Raw genomic sequence first — 21,181 nt, forward strand, 5'->3', positions numbered from 1 at the left:
AATGTTAATTTTACTGAAAATGATAGTTATTTTTCAATAAATAACATAATAAGCAGGTGAATGTTTAATATTGTGAATATGAATTTAGATTCATTAAAAAAGAGAGTTGTTCTCCAGGCCTTCAAAATAGGCGTCGATCTCCAGATCGGTGGAGGCTGCGGCAGCTACAGCGAGTTTGTCGCAAAGCTCATTTTCAAAATGTCCTGCATGGCCTTTTATCCAATGCATTTTCGGGGTGTGCTTATTATACATCTCAATGAATCTTTTCCAAAGGTCAGGATTTTTTACATTTTTCCATCCTCTCTTGATCCATCCTGCGATCCAGTTTTGGTTCACTGCATCAGCGACGTATTTGCTGTCTGTATAAATGTGAATATCGTTCTCCGAAGACTTTAGTTTTTCCATGGCGGAAATAACAGCCAGAAGTTCCATCCTGTTGTTGGTGGTTTTTCTGAAACCTTTGGAAAATGTTTTCTGATAGTTCTTTTCGGGAACACGCATGAGAATTCCATAACCTCCTTTTCCGGGATTTCCGCTGCATGCACCGTCGGTATATATTTCTATTCTCAAAAGTGTAGGGATATATAAATTAGTAGTCCATCTAAAATAAATTTAAGGAAAACTAAACTGTTATTTAATTTAAAATGCTGTAAATTCTAGAAAGGGAAATCATCATCGTCATCGAAATCATTCATTGAAGATCCTGAAAGCTTTGAGCTGTCCGGCAGATCAAATGCTGCACCCGGCTGAATAGTCGTCTTGATTTTATCGAAACCACTGGGTTCGTTAGATCCGAAATGGGAAGGATGACCTCCTAATCCGCCATCAAAAGCTGCTTCAATATCACCAAACCTTGCGAAATGTTTTAAGAATGATAATCTCACATCGGCTGTGGCACCATTCCTGTGTTTTGCAATGATCAGCTCGGCCTGGTTTTCCGTTGGCGTTTCTGCACCTTCTTCGTCATTATCCCATACTGCAATTTTATAGTATTCCGGTCTGAAAATAAAGGATACAATATCCGCATCCTGCTCAATCGCTCCGGATTCCCTAAGGTCAGAAAGCTGAGGTCTTTTTCCCGGGCGGGCTTCCACACTTCTGGACAGCTGTGAAAGAGCAATAACCGGTACATTAAGTTCTTTTGCAATAGCTTTTAATGAACGCGAAATCATGGAGATTTCCTGTTCACGGTTTCCAACTCCTTTTCCTCCACTTCCTGCGGTCATCAGCTGGAGATAATCGACCATGATTAGTCTTACTCCGTGCTGCATAACCAGTCTTCGGCATTTTGCACGAAAGTCGAATATCGAAAGAGAAGGCGTTTCGTCAATAAAAAGGGGTGCGTTTTCCAGTTCCGATACATTGGAGAAAAGTCTCTGCCATTCTTCGTCATCCAAAGTTCCTTTTCTCAGTTTCTCAGAAGAAATTTTCGTTTCAGAAGCAATCATCCTAGTGATTAGCTGTACCGATGCCATCTCGAGAGAGAAAAGCACCATAGGAATTTTGTGGTCTACGGCAATATTTCTTGCCATAGACAGAAGGAACGCTGTTTTACCCATCGCCGGACGAGCTGCGATAATGATGAGGTCGGAATTTTGCCAGCCTCCTGTTTCTTTATCAATATCTCTAAATCCTGAGGGAACTCCCGAAAGGCCCTCTTTATCTTTCAGAGATTTAATCGTTTCAATAGCCTGTTTTACCAATGAATTGGCAGTGTCGAATCCTTTTTTGATCGTTCCGTTGGTGATCTCAAAGAACGACTGTTCCGCCTTGTCTAAAAGTTCGAAAACATCCGTAGATTCTTTATAGGAAGAATCAATGACATTGGCAGAAACATTGATCAGGCTTCTTAAGATATATTTTTCTAGGATAACACGTACGTGGTATTCAATATGGGCAGATGAACTCACGCCCATGGTAAGATCAATGAGATAATGATCTCCACCGGCCTGACTTAATTTATCTTCTTTTTTTAACTCCTGAATAATCGTCATAAGGTCTACCGGATGGTTAGCTTCGTAAAGCTTTAAGATCGTGGAGAAAATGACCTGATGTCTTGGGTCATAAAATACTTCCGGAGTAAGAAGGTCAATAGAGTGGTCAAGTCCCTTTTTGTCAATCAAAAAAGTTCCTATAACCAGTCTTTCAAAATCTACAGCATTGGGAGGCATTTTTCCATCCGCAATAGATAGCTCTCTTGCAAAGTTTCCATGCGTTAGGGATGATAATGTTTCTTTCTGCGCCATGATGCAAAGATAGTTTATTTAAAAAAAATAATAACTAACAAGTTATCAGCAATCCTCCTGATGCATAATGAACAGAACCAAAAAGATGTTGATAAAAATTTGGGGATCAAAAATAGAAAATTTTCAATAAGTAATATTCATTCAGATGAAAATGATTAATATTTTTTTGACTATTTACATGACCCAATATGATTTTTTGAGTTAAATGAAAATAAGGCACACAAAAAAAGACTGTCGCAAATGACAGCCTTTTTTTTGTTTGATATAAGAGTAGATTTATTCTTTATTCTTTACCAGTATCCATCCTGAATATTTCGTTTCAGTACTGTTCTTATCGTTTTCGTTCCATGAGATAGAGTACCAGTAAGTACCTGTAGGGATTTTCTTACCGGAAGCTGTTCCGTCCCATTTGTAATCTCTCATTTTGTTCGCTTCATAAAGCTTGTTTCCATATCTGTCATATACTATAAACACAAGGTTTTTCTTGTAAGACAGAGCAGAGTAATCGATCTCGTCATTCACTTTATCGCCGTTCGGAGTGATTGCATTGACCAGATTCGGAACGGTAACTGTGATCTGGATAGGAGTACAGTTGAAAGAATCCTTTAAGAATATTTTATTCTCTCCTCTAGGAAGTCCGCTGAACGAATTAGTTGCCTGCCATGTCACTCCATCTGTTGAGTACATATAAGGAGATGTTCCACCTGAAGCATTTACTGTAATCGTATTGTTGGTGATTTCTACACTGGATATTACCGGTTGCGTCGAAGCAAAAATGGTTACAGTCTGAAGCGTAAAGCATTTTCCTGTTTTCAGTTTTACCCAGTAAATACCTATTCCTGCATTGCTGATGGATTGTGTAGTAGCACCTGTGCTCCATTCATATCCATCAAATCCAGGTCCTGCATCCAATGTTGTTTTTGCTTCAGCGCAGATCGTTTTGTCTTTCAATACTGCAGATTTTACAGGAGGAAGAACTTTTAATGTAATCTTAGCGATATCATAACACTGATTAGCGTTTGTAACCCTTACATAGACTTCGGTGTTTGTAGTAAGATAAGCATTAGGTGTAGCAATTGGGTTAGTTTCAGCTGTTGCGTCATTTAATGTCTTATAGAATTTTTTAGTCTGCCCTGCAATAGCTCCTACATCGGCTAGTGTCAGATCAAATTTAGCCTGCACGATGTCGTTTTCAATATAGCACTCTTCCATCAGGGCATCTCTTAGTGTAACTACCGGGTGGAATGATAATGTAATATTTCCTATAGCAGTACATCCAAATGCAGAAATTACTTTTGCGTATACTATTTTTTGAGCTGAAATATAGTTGGTTGGATTCGTGATCTCATTCGTGTCAGCATTTAAATCAGCAAGGGTAGGGTAATATTTTTTGGTGCCGCCCGTAAATACATCTGCTGTTGTCAGATCAAATTTTCCTGTACCTTCACCATTATTATTACATGCGAAAATAGTTGCATTTTTTGCTGTGATGCTTGCATCTACAAATTTAAACTTACCGCTTATGAAACACTTGTTGACAGCATTGTCCGGGTTGTCTGGATCCAGATATCGGATTCTGTAGTAATACGTGGTTGTTCCATTTACTGTTGCAATGTTAAGAGGATCTTCTCCTGTAACAACATCGTTCGTATTGTCATGGTACGTAACCTGGAAGTTAGGATTGTTTCCATTGATGATACCGGCAGTAAGTGTATTGAAATTAAACTGTGACGGAAGCCCGCATACCATAATGTCGCTTGGTTGTGTAGCATCAGCATTTGGAATTCCAGGTGGGATAAAAGGATTAGGTGCCAGAACAGGATCATTGAACGCAGAGCTTAAACTTGCGGTACCTGTCCAGATTAGTGAGAATCCATTTGGTGAACTTCTGAAGTTGTCTACAATAAGATAATAGGTCTCACCGGCCTGTACTACCATATGCGGGCTCCATTCGCTTTGGTTTCCTGCACTTCCGTTGGTATTTGGCGGTGGAGGCGGCGGTATCGTTAAAGAAAGCCCCGTATTCCCCTGTGAAGTACCTGTGCCGTGGTAATTACATCTTATCGGTGTTACAAAGGTGTTGCCGCTATTTAAAGAGGTACAGCCATTGGTTGTAGGGCCATACACAGCGAAGTCATAATCATCAGTATTAACGTTAGGGTCAATAGTAAATGCCAGGGTACCTGATGTTGCCACCGTAAAAGTATACCATACTGAGTAATTTTCATCGCTGCTCAGGCATCCATTTTCAGACAGCTCCTCTTCAATATTTCCATGTCCCGTAGGCGTATAGAAGATGTCCGAATTTCCGCAAAGAGGGATTGCGGAGACACAATCGGACTGTGCATAAAACACCTGTGTTATAAATAAAATTAAAAGAAGTAATGTTTTTTTCATGTTTAAAATGATTTTGTGAAACAAGATTTGAGTAAAATAAAGTTATCAGCTTTTATGTTGAAAAAAAAACCGCCCCGTAGAGCGGTTTTATATTTTTAACAAGAAATTATTCTCTGTTTTTTACCATTACCCATCCTGAGAATTTGAATGGTGTATTCTTTTTATCATTTTCATTCCACGTTACAGAATACCAGTATGTTCCTGTAGGAATCTTTTTACCGGCTACGGTTCCGTCCCACTTATATCCGTTAGATTTATCGGCCTGGTGGATCTTAGTCCCATATCTATCAAAGATACTGAATATAAGACCATTTTTACCGGATAACGCTGAATAGTCTATGACGTCATTTACACCATCCCCATTTGGAGTAATAACATTGATAAGATTAGGTACTACCACTGTTATATCAATAGGTTCACAGTCATACGCATCTTTTACATAGATCTTGTGGTCTCCTCTTGAAACATTGGTAAATACATTGGAATCCTGCCAGTTGATATTATCCATAGAATATTTGTACTCAGGAGCTCCTGCAATTACATTCACCGTGATTGTAGTGTTTGAAATATCAATGCTTGAAACGACAGGCTGCTCAGAAGCATATACTTTTACCGTCTGTAATGAGATACAGTCGCCTGTCTTCAATTTAACCCAGTAGGTTCCTACAGATACATTGTTGATAACTTGTGTAGTTGCTCCAGTGCTCCATTCATACCCATTGAATCCAGGGCCGGCATCCAGAGTTGTTTTGTCCTCTATACAGATGATTTTATCCTGTAGAACATTCGAGTAAACAGGAGAAAGAACGGTAAGTGTTACCTTGGCGATATTGTAACAGCCCTGTGCATTGATTACTTTTACGTAGATGACTCCGGTTGGAGCTGTATAAGCCAGGAAGCTTAAAATTTCATTGGTTCCGTTTACTGCATCTGTTAAAGATGGATAGTATTTTTTAGTTGCTCCAAGTTGTGTTGTTACGGGAGCGTTACTTAAATTGAATGTTCCCAGGGAATGATTGGTTTCAAGGAAACATGTTCTTAAAGAAGCGTCAGTTACTGTTACCAGTGGGTGAAACTTCAGAGTGATTTCCGCATTTGCTGTACATCCGAATTCATTCGTTGCTTTTACGAATATTTTTCCTTCTGCCGATACAAACTGGTAGATCGCAGGGCTTGTGATTTCGTTCGTTCCTGCGTTGAGGTCGAACATTGTAGGATAATACTTCAACACGTGGTTAGGCCCGGCTCCTATAGTAGCGGTGGTAAGATCAAACATGGCTGTCCCGGAGTTATTATTGCTACAACTCGTAAGCGTTGCGTTTGTTAAAGTAAAGCCGCCATCTCTGAATTTGAATTTTCCTGTAATAAAACAACCATTCATAGGATTGGTGGGGTTCACAGGATCCTGATACACAATTCTGTAATAGTAAACCAGTGCAAGGTTTACGACCTCTGAAGTCACAGGATTTCCTCCTGTAATGGCATCATTGGTATTTTTATGGTAAGTTACTTTAAAATTAGGGCTGTTTCCATTGATAATTGCTGTGCTCAATGAAGTAAAGTTGAATGGTGTGGCAAGAGAACAAACCGTTACCTCGTTCGGATCATTAGGGTTAGCTGCCGGAAGTCCCGGAGTAATAAATGGAAACGGAGCAAGTGCTGGATCGTTGAATGCAGAACTTAAACTTGCAGTACCTGTCCAGGTTAGTGAGAATCCGTCTGGAGAACTTCTATAGTTATCTACAACAAGATAATAAGTCTCACCAGCTTGCACTACCATATGAGGACTCCATTCTGACTGGTTTCCTGCACTTCCATTCGTATTTGGCGGTGGTGGTGGCGGTATTGTTAAGAGTAATCCTGTATTTCCCTGAGATGCACCTGTACCATTGAAATTACATCTTACAGGCGTTACAAAAATATTACTATTATTCAAAGAAGTACAGCCATTGGTAGTAGGTCCATAGACTGCAAAGTCATAGTCATCGGTATCAATAACCGGGTTAATAACAAATGCCAGTGTTCCGGAAGTCGCTGCCGTAAAAGAGTACCACACCGAAAAGTGTTCATTTTCAGTATCACTCAGACAGGAATTTGCACCAATACCTTCCAGGATATTTCCTGGTCCGGAAGGGGTATAAGAAATATCTGAGTTTCCGCAGATAGATATTGCACTAATACAATCTGACTGGGCATATAAGATGCGTGAGCAGATGATTAGAAAAACGAGTAATGCTTTTTTCATAAAGGGGGATTTAAAAAAGACAAATATAAAAAATTATTAAAGTTAATTTAAAGATTTTGTGATATATTTAATAGAATCAGCATATTATTGCCTAATAATTCATTTTTCTCAGCTTGGGATTGGTGCTTGTCACTAGGAGTGCAACCAAGACCGTCATAGTTCCCCCAAACACTACAGAGCGTACTACGCCTAGTAACTTTGCCATTAAACCACTTTCAAACTGTCCCATTTCATTGCTGGACATAATAAATATAGAATTCACACTCAATACACGGCCTCTGATGTGATCCGGAGTTTTCAGCTGTACAATAGTTCCTCTGATGACAACAGAGATTCCATCAAGCATTCCGCTCATGACAAGAAATATAAACGAAAGCCAGTATAGCTTGGACAGGCCGAAACCAATGATGCAGAGCCCGAATCCGGCAACAACAACCAGTAGGATTTTCCCTTGATTCTTTCTTAACGGAACCACTGCTAAAAGGGTGATGATACACATAGAACCTATATCGGATGCCGCATTCAGAAGTCCGAAACCTTCCGCTCCTGCATCTAAAATGTCAGTGGCAAATACCGGAATCATGGCTACGGCCCCTCCAAAAAGAACAGCAAACATATCAAGACATAATGCCCCTAAAATTTCTTTTGTCTTAAAGATATAGGAAATACCTTCACGCATACTCTCCACAACATTCACTTCTTCCTTTTTATATTCCGAATGCTGTTCCTTCAGCTGCCAGAAGAATAATGAAGCAATAAATATTAATGAAATAATGACAATCAATGTGTATTTTACCCCAAAATAACCGATAAGAAGTCCTCCGGCGGCATGTCCACATACAGAAGATATCAGAAATGTAGCCTGGTTCAGGGTTACGGCATTTGGGAGGTTTTCTTTCTTTACAATTTTAGGAATCATGGAGGGAGCAATAGGCCCGATAAAAGCCCTGGCTATTCCTGTGAAAAATATAACTCCGTATATAAAGTAGGTGATTTCGTGTCCGTTGAAGTGCATTTCTACATTGAAAAACGCAGGAATCAGCAGCAGGCTAATCAAAAAAACATAGGCATAATTACAAATCAGCAGAAGTCGCTTCTTTTCATTCATATCAATGACGTGTCCGGCATATAAAGCACAGCTTACGGCAGGAATAACCTCTGAAAGTCCGATGAGGCCTATTGAAAAAGGATCTTTTGTTAATTGATATACCCACCATCCCAATAAAGTAGCAAGCATTCTGAAGGCTAAAACAATAAAAAACCTTCCCGTAAGAAGATTTCTGAATTCAACATTTTGCAATGTTTTTAACGGTGTAAAGGAAATCATGCACAAAAATAGCCCTAAATATTTATTTAAGGCTGTTTTGTATGTCGATTTTTAAATGATAAATCAAATAGGTTCTGAAAGATAAAATCTATTTAGTCTGCTCTCAGAGAGCTGATCACAATAGCCGCAACGCCCGCTGCCCCAATTACGGTAGCACCTGCTGTCACTCTTGCTTTGGATCTGTCTTTTACCGCAGCAACATTGGCTTTTGGAATGATCACTTCTGTACTGTCCTTCTTACCGGCAGTTCCGATAAGTTGATCACCATCAATGTTACGGAACAGTATTTTCTGTTTTGGTGAACCATCTTTCATGGTAACAACATAAGTTTTTCCAGCTTGAAGATTAGAATAATTGTTTTTTGAAACATCATCGCTGTACTTTGTGGTAGCGCAGGATGAAATCACAAATAAAGAAGTTACTAAAGATGATTTTAAAAGTACAGATGCTCTCATTATTATTTTTTATTTTTTCAAATTTATAATTTTTTTCGAATATATGTTTTTGGAATTGAAAAAATATCTTTAAAGTTTGTAAATTTCTAATAGATCTGCAATTTTTCTGTCATTCGCAAGTCTTGGCGTTTTATTTTGCCCTCCCAGTTTACCCTGCGATTTTGCATACTCATGGAACGCGTTCTTTTTCAGAGTCGTTATATGAAGGGGCTGAAGAATATTTCCTGTAATAAGATCTTCATAATAGGTATTTCTCTTCTGAAGCTGGTTGTCCAGTTCGTTTCTGAATAACTCGGGATTTTCAGGTTCTTTTTCAAACTCTACCAGCCATTCATGATAGGGAAGTCCTTCAGCAGGATTCACTTGCGGGGCAAGATGGAATTCTATGATCTGTGCAGGATATTTTTCTAGCGTGGCTTTCATTGCTTCCTCGACTTCAAATGCAATGACGTGTTCTCCAAAAGCAGAAGTGAAATGTTTTGTCCTTCCGCTTACCAGAATTCTGTACGGATTTTTATCAATAAATCGTACAACATCCCCTATGGAATAAGCCCACAAACCTGAATTTGTAGTAAGGATCAATGCATAATCTTTATTGAGTTCTATATCTTTTAAAGTTAATCTTTGTGCTCCGGGCTTGCCATATTCTTCCAAAGGAATGAATTCGTAAAAAATGCCATGGTTGGTTAACAGGAGCAGTCCCTCTTTGGTATAGTCATCTTGAAAAGCGAAAAAACCTTCAGATGCCGGAAATGTCTGAATAATATCTACTTTTCCACCAAGAAGATCTTCCATTTTATCCCGGTATGGTTCATAATTAACGCCTCCCGTTACAAGAAGCTGGAGATTGGGGAAAAGGTGTTTGATCTTTTTACCATGTTTTTCGGTAAGCTTCTCAAAATACATGATAAGCCATGGCGGAATGCCTGAAATCAGGGTCATATTTTCATGTTCCGTTTCTTCAATGATCTTATCTACTTTGGCCTCCCAGTCTTCCATGATATTCGTATTCCAGCTTGGAAGGCGGTTTTTCTGAAGATAGGTTGGGATGTGGTGGGCGACAATACCGGAAAGTCTTCCCGTTTTTATGCCGAAAACTTCTTCCATCTCAGGGCTTCCCTGCAGAAAGATCATTTTTCCATTCACGAAGTCTGCATTGTTTTTCTGAGCAATATAATGGAATAGTGCGCTCTGTGCACCCGCAATCTGAAACGGCATTCCTTCCTTGGAAATAGGAATGTATTTCGATCCTGAAGTTGTTCCCGAAGTTTTTGCGAAATATTCCGGAGTATCCGTCCACAGAATATTGGCCTGTCCTTTTTTTACCCTTTCGATGTAGGGCTTTAAATCTTCATAGTCGGCAACAGGAACTTTTTCCTGGAATTCCTTAATAGAATGAATGTTCTCAAAATCATGTTCCCTTCCGAACAGCGTTTTCTGAGCCGTCTTTATAAGAGATAGCAAAAGAGCTTCCTGATTTTTCTCTGAATTTTTTTTGAATTCCCCGGTTTTCTGAACATGTTTTTTTGCCCAGATCAGTGCCGCATTTTTCTTGAAGAAATTTAACATGCCTCAAATTTATAAATAAGTAGAGAATATGGAATCATTTTCATTCAGATATGCCACAAAAAAACCGGCGAATGAGATTCACCGGTTCTTCGAAATTTGATTATGAAAATAACAACTATATGTTAAAGTTTACTTGTTGGCTTTGTACCTCTTGTCCGGAGTGCCGTCTTTTTTAAGGTTTTTGTTTTCTTTATACCTTTTATCAGGCGTTCCGTCCTTTTTCATCTTGGCTGCCGGTTGGGCAGTTTTAGCGGCCGGAGCTTTTGCCGTTTTTGTTGTTGCGTGAGGGGCTGAAGTCGTTGCCGGTGCAGTCTGTTGTGCGGTTGCAAAGCCTAGTCCTAAAGCTAGAGACATCGCTGTTAATAATTTTTTCATGAGCGTGTATTGTTTATTTTTTCTTGAGTAAAGATATACAAAAAGCGGGCTGAAAAACTGAGATTTACAACCTTAACTAAAGTTTATTACTGCTTAAAAAAAACTTAAACTGGAGGGTTGAAAATAAAAAAAGCCTGCTTTCATGACGAAAACAGGCTTGATATAAATAGGAATAGTTGATTCTAACGTGTACAGTTGGCGGTCCAGGTTTTACCATCCTTCATGTATAAGATTTTCAATTCATTATTGTCAATTCTTATATAAGAGGTAGCACTGGAACCCACCATTACTAGTGTGTGATCTCCCGACTGCTGAAATTCAACTCCATTAAGATCAGGAATACCGTTCGAGAATGCGAAATTGTATTTCGTACCGCTGGCAATCTTTGTTACAAATACACTTCCGTTATCTGTACTGTTGTTCGTAGATCCATCATTATAAGAGATCTTCCCTTTGTAGGTTCCTGCGAAGAAATCATTGTTTACCGGATCATCATCATTACTACATGATGCAAAAGATAATGTGGCAACAACTACCAGCATCAATACGCCTAAGATTCTAATTACTTTTTTCATAACATTATTTATTTAAATTTCGATAAGATGAAATTTCCAAACACTATGCCATGCAATAAAATAGGCTTTTTTTTAACTTTTAATTAGATAAAATTGTAAAAAATTAAGATTTGGGTATGTATTATGAGATTTTAGTTAATTTTTAGAAGATACTTCATTTTCATCCAAAGAAAAAAATATCCTTACCTTTGTCTTGCATAAACGGTTTCGGATCACTCCCGAAATCGCTTTTGTCGTTTATGCCATTACTATTTATGCAGCTAAAACCCATTCACGAAAAGTTTCTTCCCGACCTTCTTCAGAAAGAATTTGGAAAAGAAATCTTTACCCAGTTAGAAAACAGCCAGCATATTTCCGTAAAGGGAAGTGCCGGTTCTTCGGTCTCTATTTTTGTTGCCGAACTTTTTTTGACCCGGAAAAAAACCGTCCTTTATCTGGTAGATGATAAAGAAGATGCTTTATATGCCAATACGGAAATGGAAGATCTTATTGGAAAAGATAAAGTTCTGTATTTTCCGGCAACACACCTTGAGCCTTATCAGGTAGAGAAAACACAGAATGCCAATCTTGTTCTGAGAACGGAGGTTTTAAATAAGATTAATTCCGGAAGATCTCCAAAAGTTATTGTAGCCTATGCGGGAGCTTTGTCTGAAAAAGTTTTAAAAAAGGAAGACTTTAAAGCGATCTCTCATCATATAAAAGTTGGGGATCAGCTGGATTTTGATTTTGTGGATGAGCTATTGACCCATTATAACTTTCAGCAGACGGATTTTGTTTCTGAACCGGGAGAATTTTCTGTCAGAGGAGGAATTGTGGATGTATTTTCCTATTCCTACGAAAAACCTTACCGGATTACATTCTTCGGCAATGAAGTGGAAAGCATCAAGACTTTTGACATTGAAACCCAGCTTTCAATAGATAAAGTAAAAGATTTCCAACTGGTTTCCAATATGAATTTTTCAGTAACTGCAACCAAGGTTTCGCTATTGCAATTACTAGCTGCCGAAAGTTTTATTATTTCAAGGAATGGTTCTGTAGGAATGCAGAGAATCAAAACTTTTTATGAAAAATCACTGGAAAAATATGAGACTTTAAGTAAAGATATTGCACACAGGAAGCCACAGGAACTTTTTATTTCTGACCAGGAGTTTCTATTTGATTTTAAAAAATTTAAAACCATTGATTTTGCAGGTACTCCTATTGACGGACTCAAGGAGGTCACTGAAGTAAAAGTAGAGCAGATTCCCCAACCTTCTTTTCATAAGAATTTTGAATTGTTGATTGAGGACCTGGAAGAAAAACAGAATGAAGGTTTTGATACCTGGATCTCTTTTTCAACCGAAAAGCAGAGAGAAAGATTAGAGTCTATATTTGAAGAACTGGAACATGAACTTCCTTTTAAAAGCTTCAAATCGGAACTGCATGAAGGTTTTGTGGATAACGGGCATAAGCTTTTAGTATATACAGATCACCAGATTTTCGACCGATACCAGAGATACAAGGCGAAAAATACTTTTGCAAAATCTGAGCAGCTTACCCTGAAAGATCTGATGTCCCTTAAAATCGGAGATTATATTGCCCATATCGATCATGGAATCGGGAAATTCATGGGACTGGTGAAAGTGAATAATGACGGGAAGATTCAGGAATGTTTTAAACTTACCTATAAAAACGGAGACTTATTATATGTAAGTATCCACTCCCTTCATAAAATTTCGAAATTCAACGGACCGGACGGCAAAGAAGTTGTGCTTAGCAAATTAGGTTCCCCGGCGTGGAAATCATTGAAACAGAAAACAAAAGCAAAAGTAAAACAGATTGCTTTTGACCTTATAAGGCTGTATGCCGAAAGAAAGACAGCAAGAGGGTTTTCTTTTACTCCGGATTCTTATCTGCAGAATGAACTGGAAGCCAGTTTTATTTATGAAGATACTCCGGATCAGGAAAAAGCAACCATCGATGTAAAGAGAGATATGGAAGCAGATACTGTGATGGACAGGCTGGTCTGCGGAGATGTAGGTTTCGGTAAAACCGAAGTGGCCATCCGTGCAGCATTTAAGGCTGCTACAGATGGAAAGCAAGTTGCAGTGCTGGTTCCTACAACAATTCTGGCTTTCCAGCATTTCAGAAGTTTCAGAGAAAGGCTGAAAGATTTTCCGGTGAATGTTTCTTACGTCAATAGATTCAGAACGGCTAAGCAGAAGGCAGAGGCTTTAGATGGTCTTAAAAGTGGAAAAGTAGATATTATTATTGGGACACACCAGCTGGTGAGCAGTTCTGTTAAGTTTAAAGATTTAGGACTGCTGATCATCGATGAAGAACATAAATTCGGAGTTTCAGTAAAGGATAAACTGAAAACACTGAAAAGTAATGTAGATACACTTACATTAACTGCTACCCCAATCCCGAGGACACTACAGTTCTCGCTGATGGCGGCAAGAGACCTGTCGGTGATCAAGACGCCACCACCGAACAGACAGCCTGTTGATACGCAGTTGATAGGATTCAGTGAAGAAATTCTCAGGGATGCTGTTTCTTATGAACTTCAGCGGGACGGGCAGGTTTATTTTATCAATAACAGGGTGGAGAATCTTAAAGATATTGCGGGGCTTATCCAGAGACTGGTTCCCGATGCAAGAGTGATTACAGGACATGGCCAGATGGAAGGTAAGCAGCTCGAAAAGAATGTGCTTGATTTTATGGAAGGAAAGTACGATGTACTTGTTGCGACCACTATCGTTGAAAGTGGGGTAGATGTTCCTAATGCGAATACCATCTTTATTAATGATGCTCATAGGTTCGGGATGGCAGATCTCCATCAGATGAGAGGAAGAGTCGGGCGAAGCAACAGAAAAGCATTCTGTTTCCTGATTATACCTCCTTATGATATGATGACTTCCGATGCCAGAAAACGATTGGAAGCTATTGAGCAGTTTTCGGATCTTGGAAGTGGTTTTCAGATTGCTATGAAAGATCTGGAGATCCGTGGTGCCGGAGATCTTCTGGGGGCGGAACAGAGTGGATTCATTAATGAAATGGGCTTTGAAACGTATCAGAAACTAATGCAGGAAGCTTTAGAGGAATTGAAAGATGATGCAGAGTTTGAGAACTTATTTGATAATGAAGAGGACAGACAGAAGCTTTTCAAGTCGGTAAAAGATGTCAATATTGATACTGATCTGGAGCTGATGCTGCCTGATTTTTATATCTCCAATACGGAAGAAAGACTGCTTCTGTATCAGAAAATTGCTGAGATCAACAATGAAAAAGACCTTTATCAGTTTGAACTGGAGCTGATTGACCGTTTTGGTGATCTCCCAAAAGAAGCTGTTAATTTATTAAAGAGCGTTGCCCTGAAATGGCTTGCTGCAGACATAGGATTTGAGAAGATTGTCATGAAGAATGGCGTGTTTTTAGGCTATTTCCCTGCTAATCCTCAGGATAAATTTTATCAGACCGACAGATTCAAACATATCATCAGTTATTTAACACAAAATCCTGCGGAAGCCCAGCTTAAAGAGAAGGTGGGTAAAGAAGGAAACCTTCTGATGATGAGAAAAGAAAAAGTGAAAAATGTAGATGAGGTAAATATGCTGTTGAAGACCATTATTGGACATCATTAAAATAGATAGCTTTGTTTTTTAATCAAAACAATGGAAAAGACCCGGAAAGTTTACTTTTTGGGTCTTTTTTTTCATGATTATTATCAGTATTGTGGACCAATAGAATACTGGGAATTAAGCTTAAAAGGGCTTGGAAATCACTATTTAATGAGAAAAGAAAATGCTGTATCTATTGCTGTGATTGGTTTTGAAGGGTGTTCTTCTTTGGAGATGCATAAAAAAGGAAAGCTTTGTAGTAATAATTCTACTTTTTCATACAATTAATTCTATAACGTAATTGCTTTATTTCTACATGATTAACGGGTTGTAAAGGATTTTTTGTGATTTAAATTCATATCTTTGCAGCCCATATTATGAAAAGAATTATTTACTGTTGCGCAGCGGGCTTTTTTTCGCTTTCTGTCAACGCGCAAGTGGGAATTGGGACTACTTCTCCCAAATCTAATCTCGATGTCAGCGGGAAAACCACATTAAGAAAAGAACTTAGAGTAGGCGGCACATCTGCCCAGATTGGAAGTGCCGGATTGAACGGCCAGGTTTTGGTTTCACAGGGAGAAGGTTTGCCTCCTGTCTGGAAATCATTGAATGTTTCCTTTATGGAGGAAGGGCAATACAAACTGATCAATTCATATCTGTCGTCAGATCAGGCAGGTATTACGGATCTTTCTAATGGTGTGGCTGCAGATAATGTTTATAAGAACAATGTTGGAGATGATATCACCGATACTTCGAAAGGGAAATGGTCGAAAATAACCGGACTTGAAAATAATTTTATCATCAAAAACGGAAAAAACCGGCTTACTTACCAGTTTCAGACAGGTATAGAAATGAAGGCTCCGGATGCAGCTGTTTCCCAGTCTATTACCTTTACCTGCGGCGTTTTCCGAAACGGAAAATTGGTAGCGGTACGTCCGGATAAGGTGGTTTCAAACAATAATACCGAGAAGTCTGGTATTCAGGATTATATTTTCACGCTTAATTATACAGAGCAAAATGTTCCTATTGGTGGACATAAGCTTGAGGTGGCGTGCCGAAAAATCAATACATCAAATGTAACCTCGCAGTTTGCAGTAGGGCGTAATGTCTCGGACACCAATACGATTTCCAATGCATTTACACTGGAATCTATCATGAAGATCGATGTTATTGAATATGTAACTTATAAAAGCAATTAATTGATGAAAAATATTATATCAATCCTGTTTTTTGTAGCAGGACTGTCTCTTTCTGCCCAGGTGGGAATCAATACGAATTCACCGAAAGCAAAACTGGACGTCAACGGTGATATTAATTTAAGAAATAAGATCGTTGTTTTGAATGTTACAGACCATACACTTTCTCAAGGAAATAATGACCAGATCCTTGTCTCTCAGGGAGAAGGTTATCCTCCAATCTGGAAGTCCCTGCGTATTCCTGAATATGAACCGAACAAATTTTATTTAATATTCAATAACTCCTTTTCAGACAGAACCGGAGTGAAATTTACCAGTACCGAACAGTCAAGTATTGCAGCCAAAAGTACAGCTTTTTCTAAAGGAGCAGATATTTCCAGTCTTCCCGGATTTAAGAAAATTGCGGGTCTGTCGCAACCCATCAGTGTCTTCAGTACACAGAGTAAAACCTATTTTCAATTTGAGACCGTGGTACAGGCTAACCTACCTGCGAACGGAACAACGGATATTTCTATAGATTACGCATGTGGTATTTTTGTGGATGACAAGCTGGTTAATCTCAGACAGAGAAACCTTAAGGCGAGTAGTGCAAGCAGTACATTCATTACCCATAATCAGATCGGTGTGGTAACCAATCTTTCTAAAGGACAGCATACGGTAAGTGTTGCCTGTTCAAGACTGGGGTCTTACAGAACGGGAACCGATGTTGTACTGGCTGTAGGGATCAATGCAGATACAAACATTAACAACTTTATTGCTCAATCTTCTCTGAAAGTTGATGTATATGAGATTCCTCAGGCATTTAATCCCATTATAAACTAATCCATGAAAAAAATTATTATTATAAAATCTTTGCTATTTGCTATGTTGGCCAACGCACAGGTAGGTGTGAATACTCCCAATCCCGTTAATATGCTGGATGTAAACGGGGATATCAACGTAAGAAGAGAAATCAGAACCGGAGGAACGAATCTGTTGAGAGGATCAGCCGGATCAGCCGGAACTATTCTTCATAACAATTCGGAGATGAATGTGAATGACTGGAAGAGTATAAAAATTGCTGATGGGCAGGGTAGTATGTCTGTTTTTTCATTGAATACAGTTGCCGATCAAACAGGCGCATCCTTTTCTTCTCCTAATGGAGTTACAACTCCCTATACGGAAGGTACGGCCATTACCACTGGATGGACGGTTCTTCCCGGAACGGTGGATACTTTTTCCATTACCAATGCTGTAAATAAAGTTGTTTTTACTTTTCAGACGACAGCTCAGAAAACAGGAAATGGGAATTCTTCTTCAGGTTTTGCATGTGGAATCTTTGTAGATAATACACTGAGAGCAGTGAGAACTGATGTTTTAATAGGTTCGGAAGGAAGCTATAAAATCTTTAACCTTAATGCGACACTTGCGGATCTTACTCCTAAGAACAATTATAATGTAGCTGTGGCATGTACCAAGAGAAACCTGAATTCAGGGACTTTGGGAATAGGAAGAGCCGTGAATACGGACTTTCTGAATAACGAGATGTCTCAGTCTGTTTTGACAACATCTGTACTTCAACCTTATTAATATGACAATCCATCATAATTACAGACCTAAAAGCATTATGTTTTTAGGTTTTTTTTGTGAAAAGATAAAGATTGTCATCGATTTGTTGAATAAGTGAATGTTTTCATCAAAAAAATGAATTATATTTGTAAACTCACTAAAATATTTTTCATGGGAAAAAACTATCTTTTTAAAGTCATTACCGGAGTGTTTTTCGGACTTCTGGTTTCATGTGACAATTCTTCTTCAGATCAATTTGAACCCAGTGCCAATAATGGCGGAAATAATGGAAATACAACTCCTCCTCCGGCTAGAGTACTGGAAAAGATCACATTAAACAGTACCGTTCAGGAAGAATACACAGTTAACGGAAGTGTTTTTCAGAAAGGGATGTTGAGAGATGCAGGCACCAATAATTATTATACAGGTACCGTAACGTATGTCAATAATAAAATTGGTAAAATAAAATTTATCGGAAGTTTAACTGGAAGTACGGCCTATGATTTTAGCGTAAGTGAGGACAGCAAGGGGAATGTGTACAGCGCAACATGTACTGCTACGGCCGCTGCTCCGCTAGATTCGTTTGTAAGTGATTATTCCTTTACCTATGATGCTACCGGTAAGAAGCTTGTGAAAATCATGGAAAAAAGAAAAGTGTCCGGCAATACCGCATACAGCTTATTTACTGAAAGCACTTTTACTTATAATGGAGACAATATTTTCAAGGCAGAATGTGCCAAGGGAACACTTACAGGAACAGGAGATCCTAATATGGCTACGGCTAAGATGACTGTTTACAGCTATCAGAACTATGACTCTAAAGTCAATCCGTTCTCGACGCTTCCAAAATCCTTTTTCACAGCTTGGAGTCTGATCCGTCCTGAGAACTTCTACAGAATATCTCCGAATAATCCTACATCAGTCTATGTAATGCCGCCAAGTCCTGCACCTGGAGTAAATACACCTATGACGTATGTGTATGATGCATTTAATTATCCTGTTTCAGATAAGGATCAGGCGCTTAAATATGTTTACAGAACTTTATAAAACTCAATTGATTATCGGTTTTATCGGAATATAAATAAAAACATAACTTTTATTCAAAAAAAAGTTATATTTGTCAAAAAATAAACAATTACCTAGAAATGAAACATCTTTTCTACTTTATTTTATTAATAGCGGGGTTCTCTTCAATACATTCCTGCAAAGACATGCTAGACGAAGACGGGGATCCATTATTGGATCTGAATGACACGGGAGGCCTAAACGGTCCAAGAGCATTATACAGAGAAATCACCAACAAAGATACATTAGCAGAATATCACTACAGTGGGCTTTTGGTAACGAAAGTAATCACAGACAGTGCTTCAATTACAGATATCGCTTACAGTGGTAACAAAGTAAGCCAGATTTCATTTAACGGATTTTTGGATCTGGATGGGAATGGTAAGCTGGATAAGGATAGTGTTTCTTACAGCCAGTTATTTACTTACGGACCCAACGATAAGTTAGTAACAATTTCTGAAAACCGTTCTGTTTTCAGAAGACCTCCACCGGTGCCGCCTGCAACGAATCCGGGGCCTCAGACGCTTTTAAGAAAAACAAAAACGCTTTACGATCTAATATATAATGGTTCTACCGCTAAACTGGATTCTATCATTATGAAGAATGGTCCAGATGTTTCAGGAACACCGTTTGCGTTTATCAGCTATTCTAAAACAGGATATGCTTATTTAGGAGATAATGTATCCAGAGTCGTAAGAAATTACGGACCTATGGCTGGCGGAGCATTCGGAAGACCTACTACCAGATTAGCTTATGATTTCGTAAACTATGACACAGAGATCAGTCCATTTACACTGCTTCCTACGGTATATAAAATCTCAAGACTTTTATCTACTGAGATTAACGACAGAGAGAGTCATATCTTATCTCCGAACAATCCTAAGAAATTGTCTGTAACAGATCTTATACCACCTATTCCATCTCCTGTTAGCAGAACAACTAACTATAGCTACGATCCACAAACGTACATGACAAAAGGATTTGGTGTGAATTACATTTATAAGCCTTTCTAAAAAGAAACTTTAAAATATACAGGCCCAATCTTATAAAGGTTGGGCTTTTTTATTTTTTATCTCTTAATTTTGCAAAAAATTTCTAAATGAAATATTTAATAGTAGGCCTAGGAAATAAAGGCCCGGAATACGAAAATACACGTCACAATATAGGATTCAAAGTAGCTGAAAAAATAGCCGAAACATTGGAAGCTCCATTTAATACAACCAATTTCGGATGGATGGCAGAAGGGAAATACAAAGGAAGAAAAGTTTTCGTCCTGAAGCCTGATACTTATATGAATCTTTCCGGAAATGCCGTCAGGTTCTGGATGCAGAAAGAAAATATTCCATTGGAGAATGTACTGATCATTACAGATGATCTTGTACTTCCGTTCGGGACATTGAGAATGAAAATGAAAGGCTCTGATGCCGGCCACAACGGCCTGAAAAGCATCAATGAAATGCTGCAGACCCAGAATTATGTAAGACTCCGCTTTGGGATCTCTGCCGACTTTTCCGAAGGTCGCCAGGTAGATTATGTACTGGGAACCTGGAATGAAGAAGAAAATGAAAAGCTAGGTGAACGAATTGAAAAGTTTGCTAAAGCCAGCTTGTCTTTTGTTTTTGCCGGGATCAGCAATACGATGTCCGCATTTAACGGAAAGTAATTAAGATTCAGAATACAATAAAAACCCCCGGTTGTATACTACAGGGAAGAATGGGAAAGTATATAGAGGTAAGATCTGTCTGGTTTGCCTTGTTCGGGATTTAGATAGCATCCTAAATAATTTCCCGTGTCTTTAGAAAGCTTAACCAGTACGTTTTTCATCTATTAAAAATATAAAATGCCACCGAAATTTCGGTGGCATTTGTTTATGCTTTAAAAATCAATTTCCAATCTGACTTTTTTATATATGTTTAATAGAAATGTGCGAATTTTTATGACTTACAACCAAGTGACAACTCCGGTTTCAACATCATAGTTAGCCCCAACTATTTTAATTTTACCTTCATCTTCAAGGTTCTTAAGGGTTGAACTTTGTGTACGGATGTCTTCGATTGCACTTTTCACGTTTTGCTGATTCAATCTTTCCAAAAGCGAACCGTTTTTTGATGAACGTTCTTCACCTTCTTCGATGATTTCATTGATGATTGGGTCGAAATGATTAATCAAATGGTTTAGATTATCCATTCCCATTTCCTGAATTTGTGCTGCGTCCAGGCCTCCCTTTAATGCACCACATTTAGTGTGTCCTAAAACGACAACAAGTTTGGAACCCGCAACGTTACAGCCAAATTCCATTGAACCTAAAATATCTTGATTGATAAAATTACCGGCAATTCTAATACTGAAAACGTCTCCCAATCCCTGATCAAAGATAAGTTCTGCGGAAGTACGGCTATCTATACAGCTTAAAATTACTGCAAAAGGCCATTGTCCTTCCCGTGTTGCATTCACTTGTCCTAAAAGATCTCTGTTTGCCTTTAGATTATTGACAAATCTCTGGTTTCCGTCTTTTAAAAAGTCTAATGCTTTTTCAGGAGTAATGGTAGATTGGGTTTCGTATGTATGTGCTTTCATATGATTT

At 38.5% G+C, this 21,181-nt stretch carries 18 protein-coding genes; 8 read left to right on the forward strand and 10 right to left on the reverse strand.

Translation table 11 applies throughout. From position 1 onward, the window contains the following. Nucleotides 1–93: 93 nt before the first annotated feature. The 9 genes from rnhA to HHL23_RS05960 form a co-directional block, all read right to left on the reverse strand. A complete protein-coding gene (gene rnhA, locus HHL23_RS05920) occupies nucleotides 94–570 on the reverse strand; it encodes a ribonuclease HI (RefSeq protein ID WP_169233889.1) in 477 nt (158 codons plus the stop codon). Between the two features lie 86 nt (nucleotides 571–656). Beyond that, nucleotides 657–2,246: a replicative DNA helicase gene (gene dnaB, locus HHL23_RS05925; RefSeq protein WP_169233890.1), complete on the reverse strand. Its 1,590-nt coding sequence runs from the start codon at nucleotides 2,244–2,246 to the stop codon at nucleotides 657–659. 276 nt (nucleotides 2,247–2,522) lie between these two features. Then, nucleotides 2,523–4,643: a T9SS type B sorting domain-containing protein gene (locus HHL23_RS05930; protein ID WP_169233891.1), complete on the reverse strand. Its 2,121-nt coding sequence runs from the start codon at nucleotides 4,641–4,643 to the stop codon at nucleotides 2,523–2,525. A gap of 106 nt (nucleotides 4,644–4,749) precedes the next feature. Then, nucleotides 4,750–6,888: a T9SS type B sorting domain-containing protein gene (locus HHL23_RS05935; protein WP_169233892.1), complete on the reverse strand. Its 2,139-nt coding sequence runs from the start codon at nucleotides 6,886–6,888 to the stop codon at nucleotides 4,750–4,752. Between the two features lie 91 nt (nucleotides 6,889–6,979). Beyond that, the gene (locus HHL23_RS05940) at nucleotides 6,980–8,215 is read right to left on the reverse strand and encodes an MFS transporter (RefSeq protein ID WP_169233893.1); all 1,236 of its coding nucleotides are present in this window, start codon (nucleotides 8,213–8,215) and stop codon (nucleotides 6,980–6,982) included. Between the two features lie 92 nt (nucleotides 8,216–8,307). Then, the gene (locus tag HHL23_RS05945) at nucleotides 8,308–8,670 is read right to left on the reverse strand and encodes a hypothetical protein (protein WP_169233894.1); all 363 of its coding nucleotides are present in this window, start codon (nucleotides 8,668–8,670) and stop codon (nucleotides 8,308–8,310) included. A 69-nt stretch (nucleotides 8,671–8,739) separates the two neighbouring features. Beyond that, entirely contained in the window at nucleotides 8,740–10,239 is a 1,500-nt protein-coding gene (locus HHL23_RS05950; RefSeq protein WP_169233895.1) for a GH3 auxin-responsive promoter family protein, read from the reverse strand. 129 nt (nucleotides 10,240–10,368) lie between these two features. Continuing rightward, on the reverse strand, nucleotides 10,369–10,614 hold the full coding sequence (locus tag HHL23_RS05955; protein WP_169233896.1) for a hypothetical protein: 246 nt from the start codon (nucleotides 10,612–10,614) through the stop codon (nucleotides 10,369–10,371). Nucleotides 10,615–10,796: 182 nt separating this feature from the next. Continuing rightward, nucleotides 10,797–11,189 (reverse strand): hypothetical protein, encoded by a 393-nt coding sequence (locus HHL23_RS05960; RefSeq protein WP_169233897.1) that lies wholly within the window; start codon nucleotides 11,187–11,189, stop codon nucleotides 10,797–10,799. A gap of 254 nt (nucleotides 11,190–11,443) precedes the next feature. Here HHL23_RS05960 and mfd point away from each other — a divergent pair, with 254 nt between their 5' ends. The 8 genes from mfd (at nucleotide 11,444) to pth (ending at nucleotide 20,260) form a co-directional block, all read left to right on the forward strand. After that, nucleotides 11,444–14,812 carry a transcription-repair coupling factor gene (gene mfd / locus HHL23_RS05965; RefSeq protein WP_169234027.1) on the forward strand — a complete coding sequence of 1,123 codons (3,369 nt, stop codon included), beginning with the start codon at nucleotides 11,444–11,446 and terminating at the stop codon, nucleotides 14,810–14,812. 30 nt (nucleotides 14,813–14,842) lie between these two features. Continuing rightward, on the forward strand, nucleotides 14,843–15,076 hold the full coding sequence (locus HHL23_RS05970; RefSeq protein ID WP_169233898.1) for a hypothetical protein: 234 nt from the start codon (nucleotides 14,843–14,845) through the stop codon (nucleotides 15,074–15,076). An 89-nt stretch (nucleotides 15,077–15,165) separates the two neighbouring features. After that, complete coding sequence (locus tag HHL23_RS05975) at nucleotides 15,166–15,987, forward strand: hypothetical protein (RefSeq protein WP_169233899.1); 822 nt, start codon at nucleotides 15,166–15,168, stop codon at nucleotides 15,985–15,987. A gap of 3 nt (nucleotides 15,988–15,990) precedes the next feature. Continuing rightward, nucleotides 15,991–16,806: a hypothetical protein gene (locus HHL23_RS05980; protein WP_169233900.1), complete on the forward strand. Its 816-nt coding sequence runs from the start codon at nucleotides 15,991–15,993 to the stop codon at nucleotides 16,804–16,806. A 3-nt stretch (nucleotides 16,807–16,809) separates the two neighbouring features. Beyond that, nucleotides 16,810–17,553 carry a hypothetical protein gene (locus HHL23_RS05985; RefSeq protein ID WP_169233901.1) on the forward strand — a complete coding sequence of 248 codons (744 nt, stop codon included), beginning with the start codon at nucleotides 16,810–16,812 and terminating at the stop codon, nucleotides 17,551–17,553. A 150-nt stretch (nucleotides 17,554–17,703) separates the two neighbouring features. Beyond that, nucleotides 17,704–18,579, forward strand: a complete 876-nt coding sequence (locus tag HHL23_RS05990; protein WP_169233902.1) for a hypothetical protein — start codon at nucleotides 17,704–17,706, stop codon at nucleotides 18,577–18,579. Nucleotides 18,580–18,743: 164 nt separating this feature from the next. Further along, a complete protein-coding gene (locus HHL23_RS05995) occupies nucleotides 18,744–19,610 on the forward strand; it encodes a hypothetical protein (protein ID WP_228464647.1) in 867 nt (288 codons plus the stop codon). 86 nt (nucleotides 19,611–19,696) lie between these two features. Then, complete coding sequence (pth, locus tag HHL23_RS06000; protein ID WP_169233904.1) at nucleotides 19,697–20,260, forward strand: aminoacyl-tRNA hydrolase; 564 nt, start codon at nucleotides 19,697–19,699, stop codon at nucleotides 20,258–20,260. A gap of 278 nt (nucleotides 20,261–20,538) precedes the next feature. On the opposite strand, the gene HHL23_RS06005 is transcribed toward pth, so the two are convergent. Further along, a complete protein-coding gene (locus tag HHL23_RS06005; protein ID WP_169233905.1) occupies nucleotides 20,539–21,174 on the reverse strand; it encodes a carbonic anhydrase in 636 nt (211 codons plus the stop codon). Between the last annotated feature and the right edge of the window lie 7 nt (nucleotides 21,175–21,181).

Source organism: Chryseobacterium antibioticum (assembly GCF_012927325.1).
In the GTDB taxonomy this organism is placed as follows: domain Bacteria; phylum Bacteroidota; class Bacteroidia; order Flavobacteriales; family Weeksellaceae; genus Chryseobacterium; species Chryseobacterium antibioticum.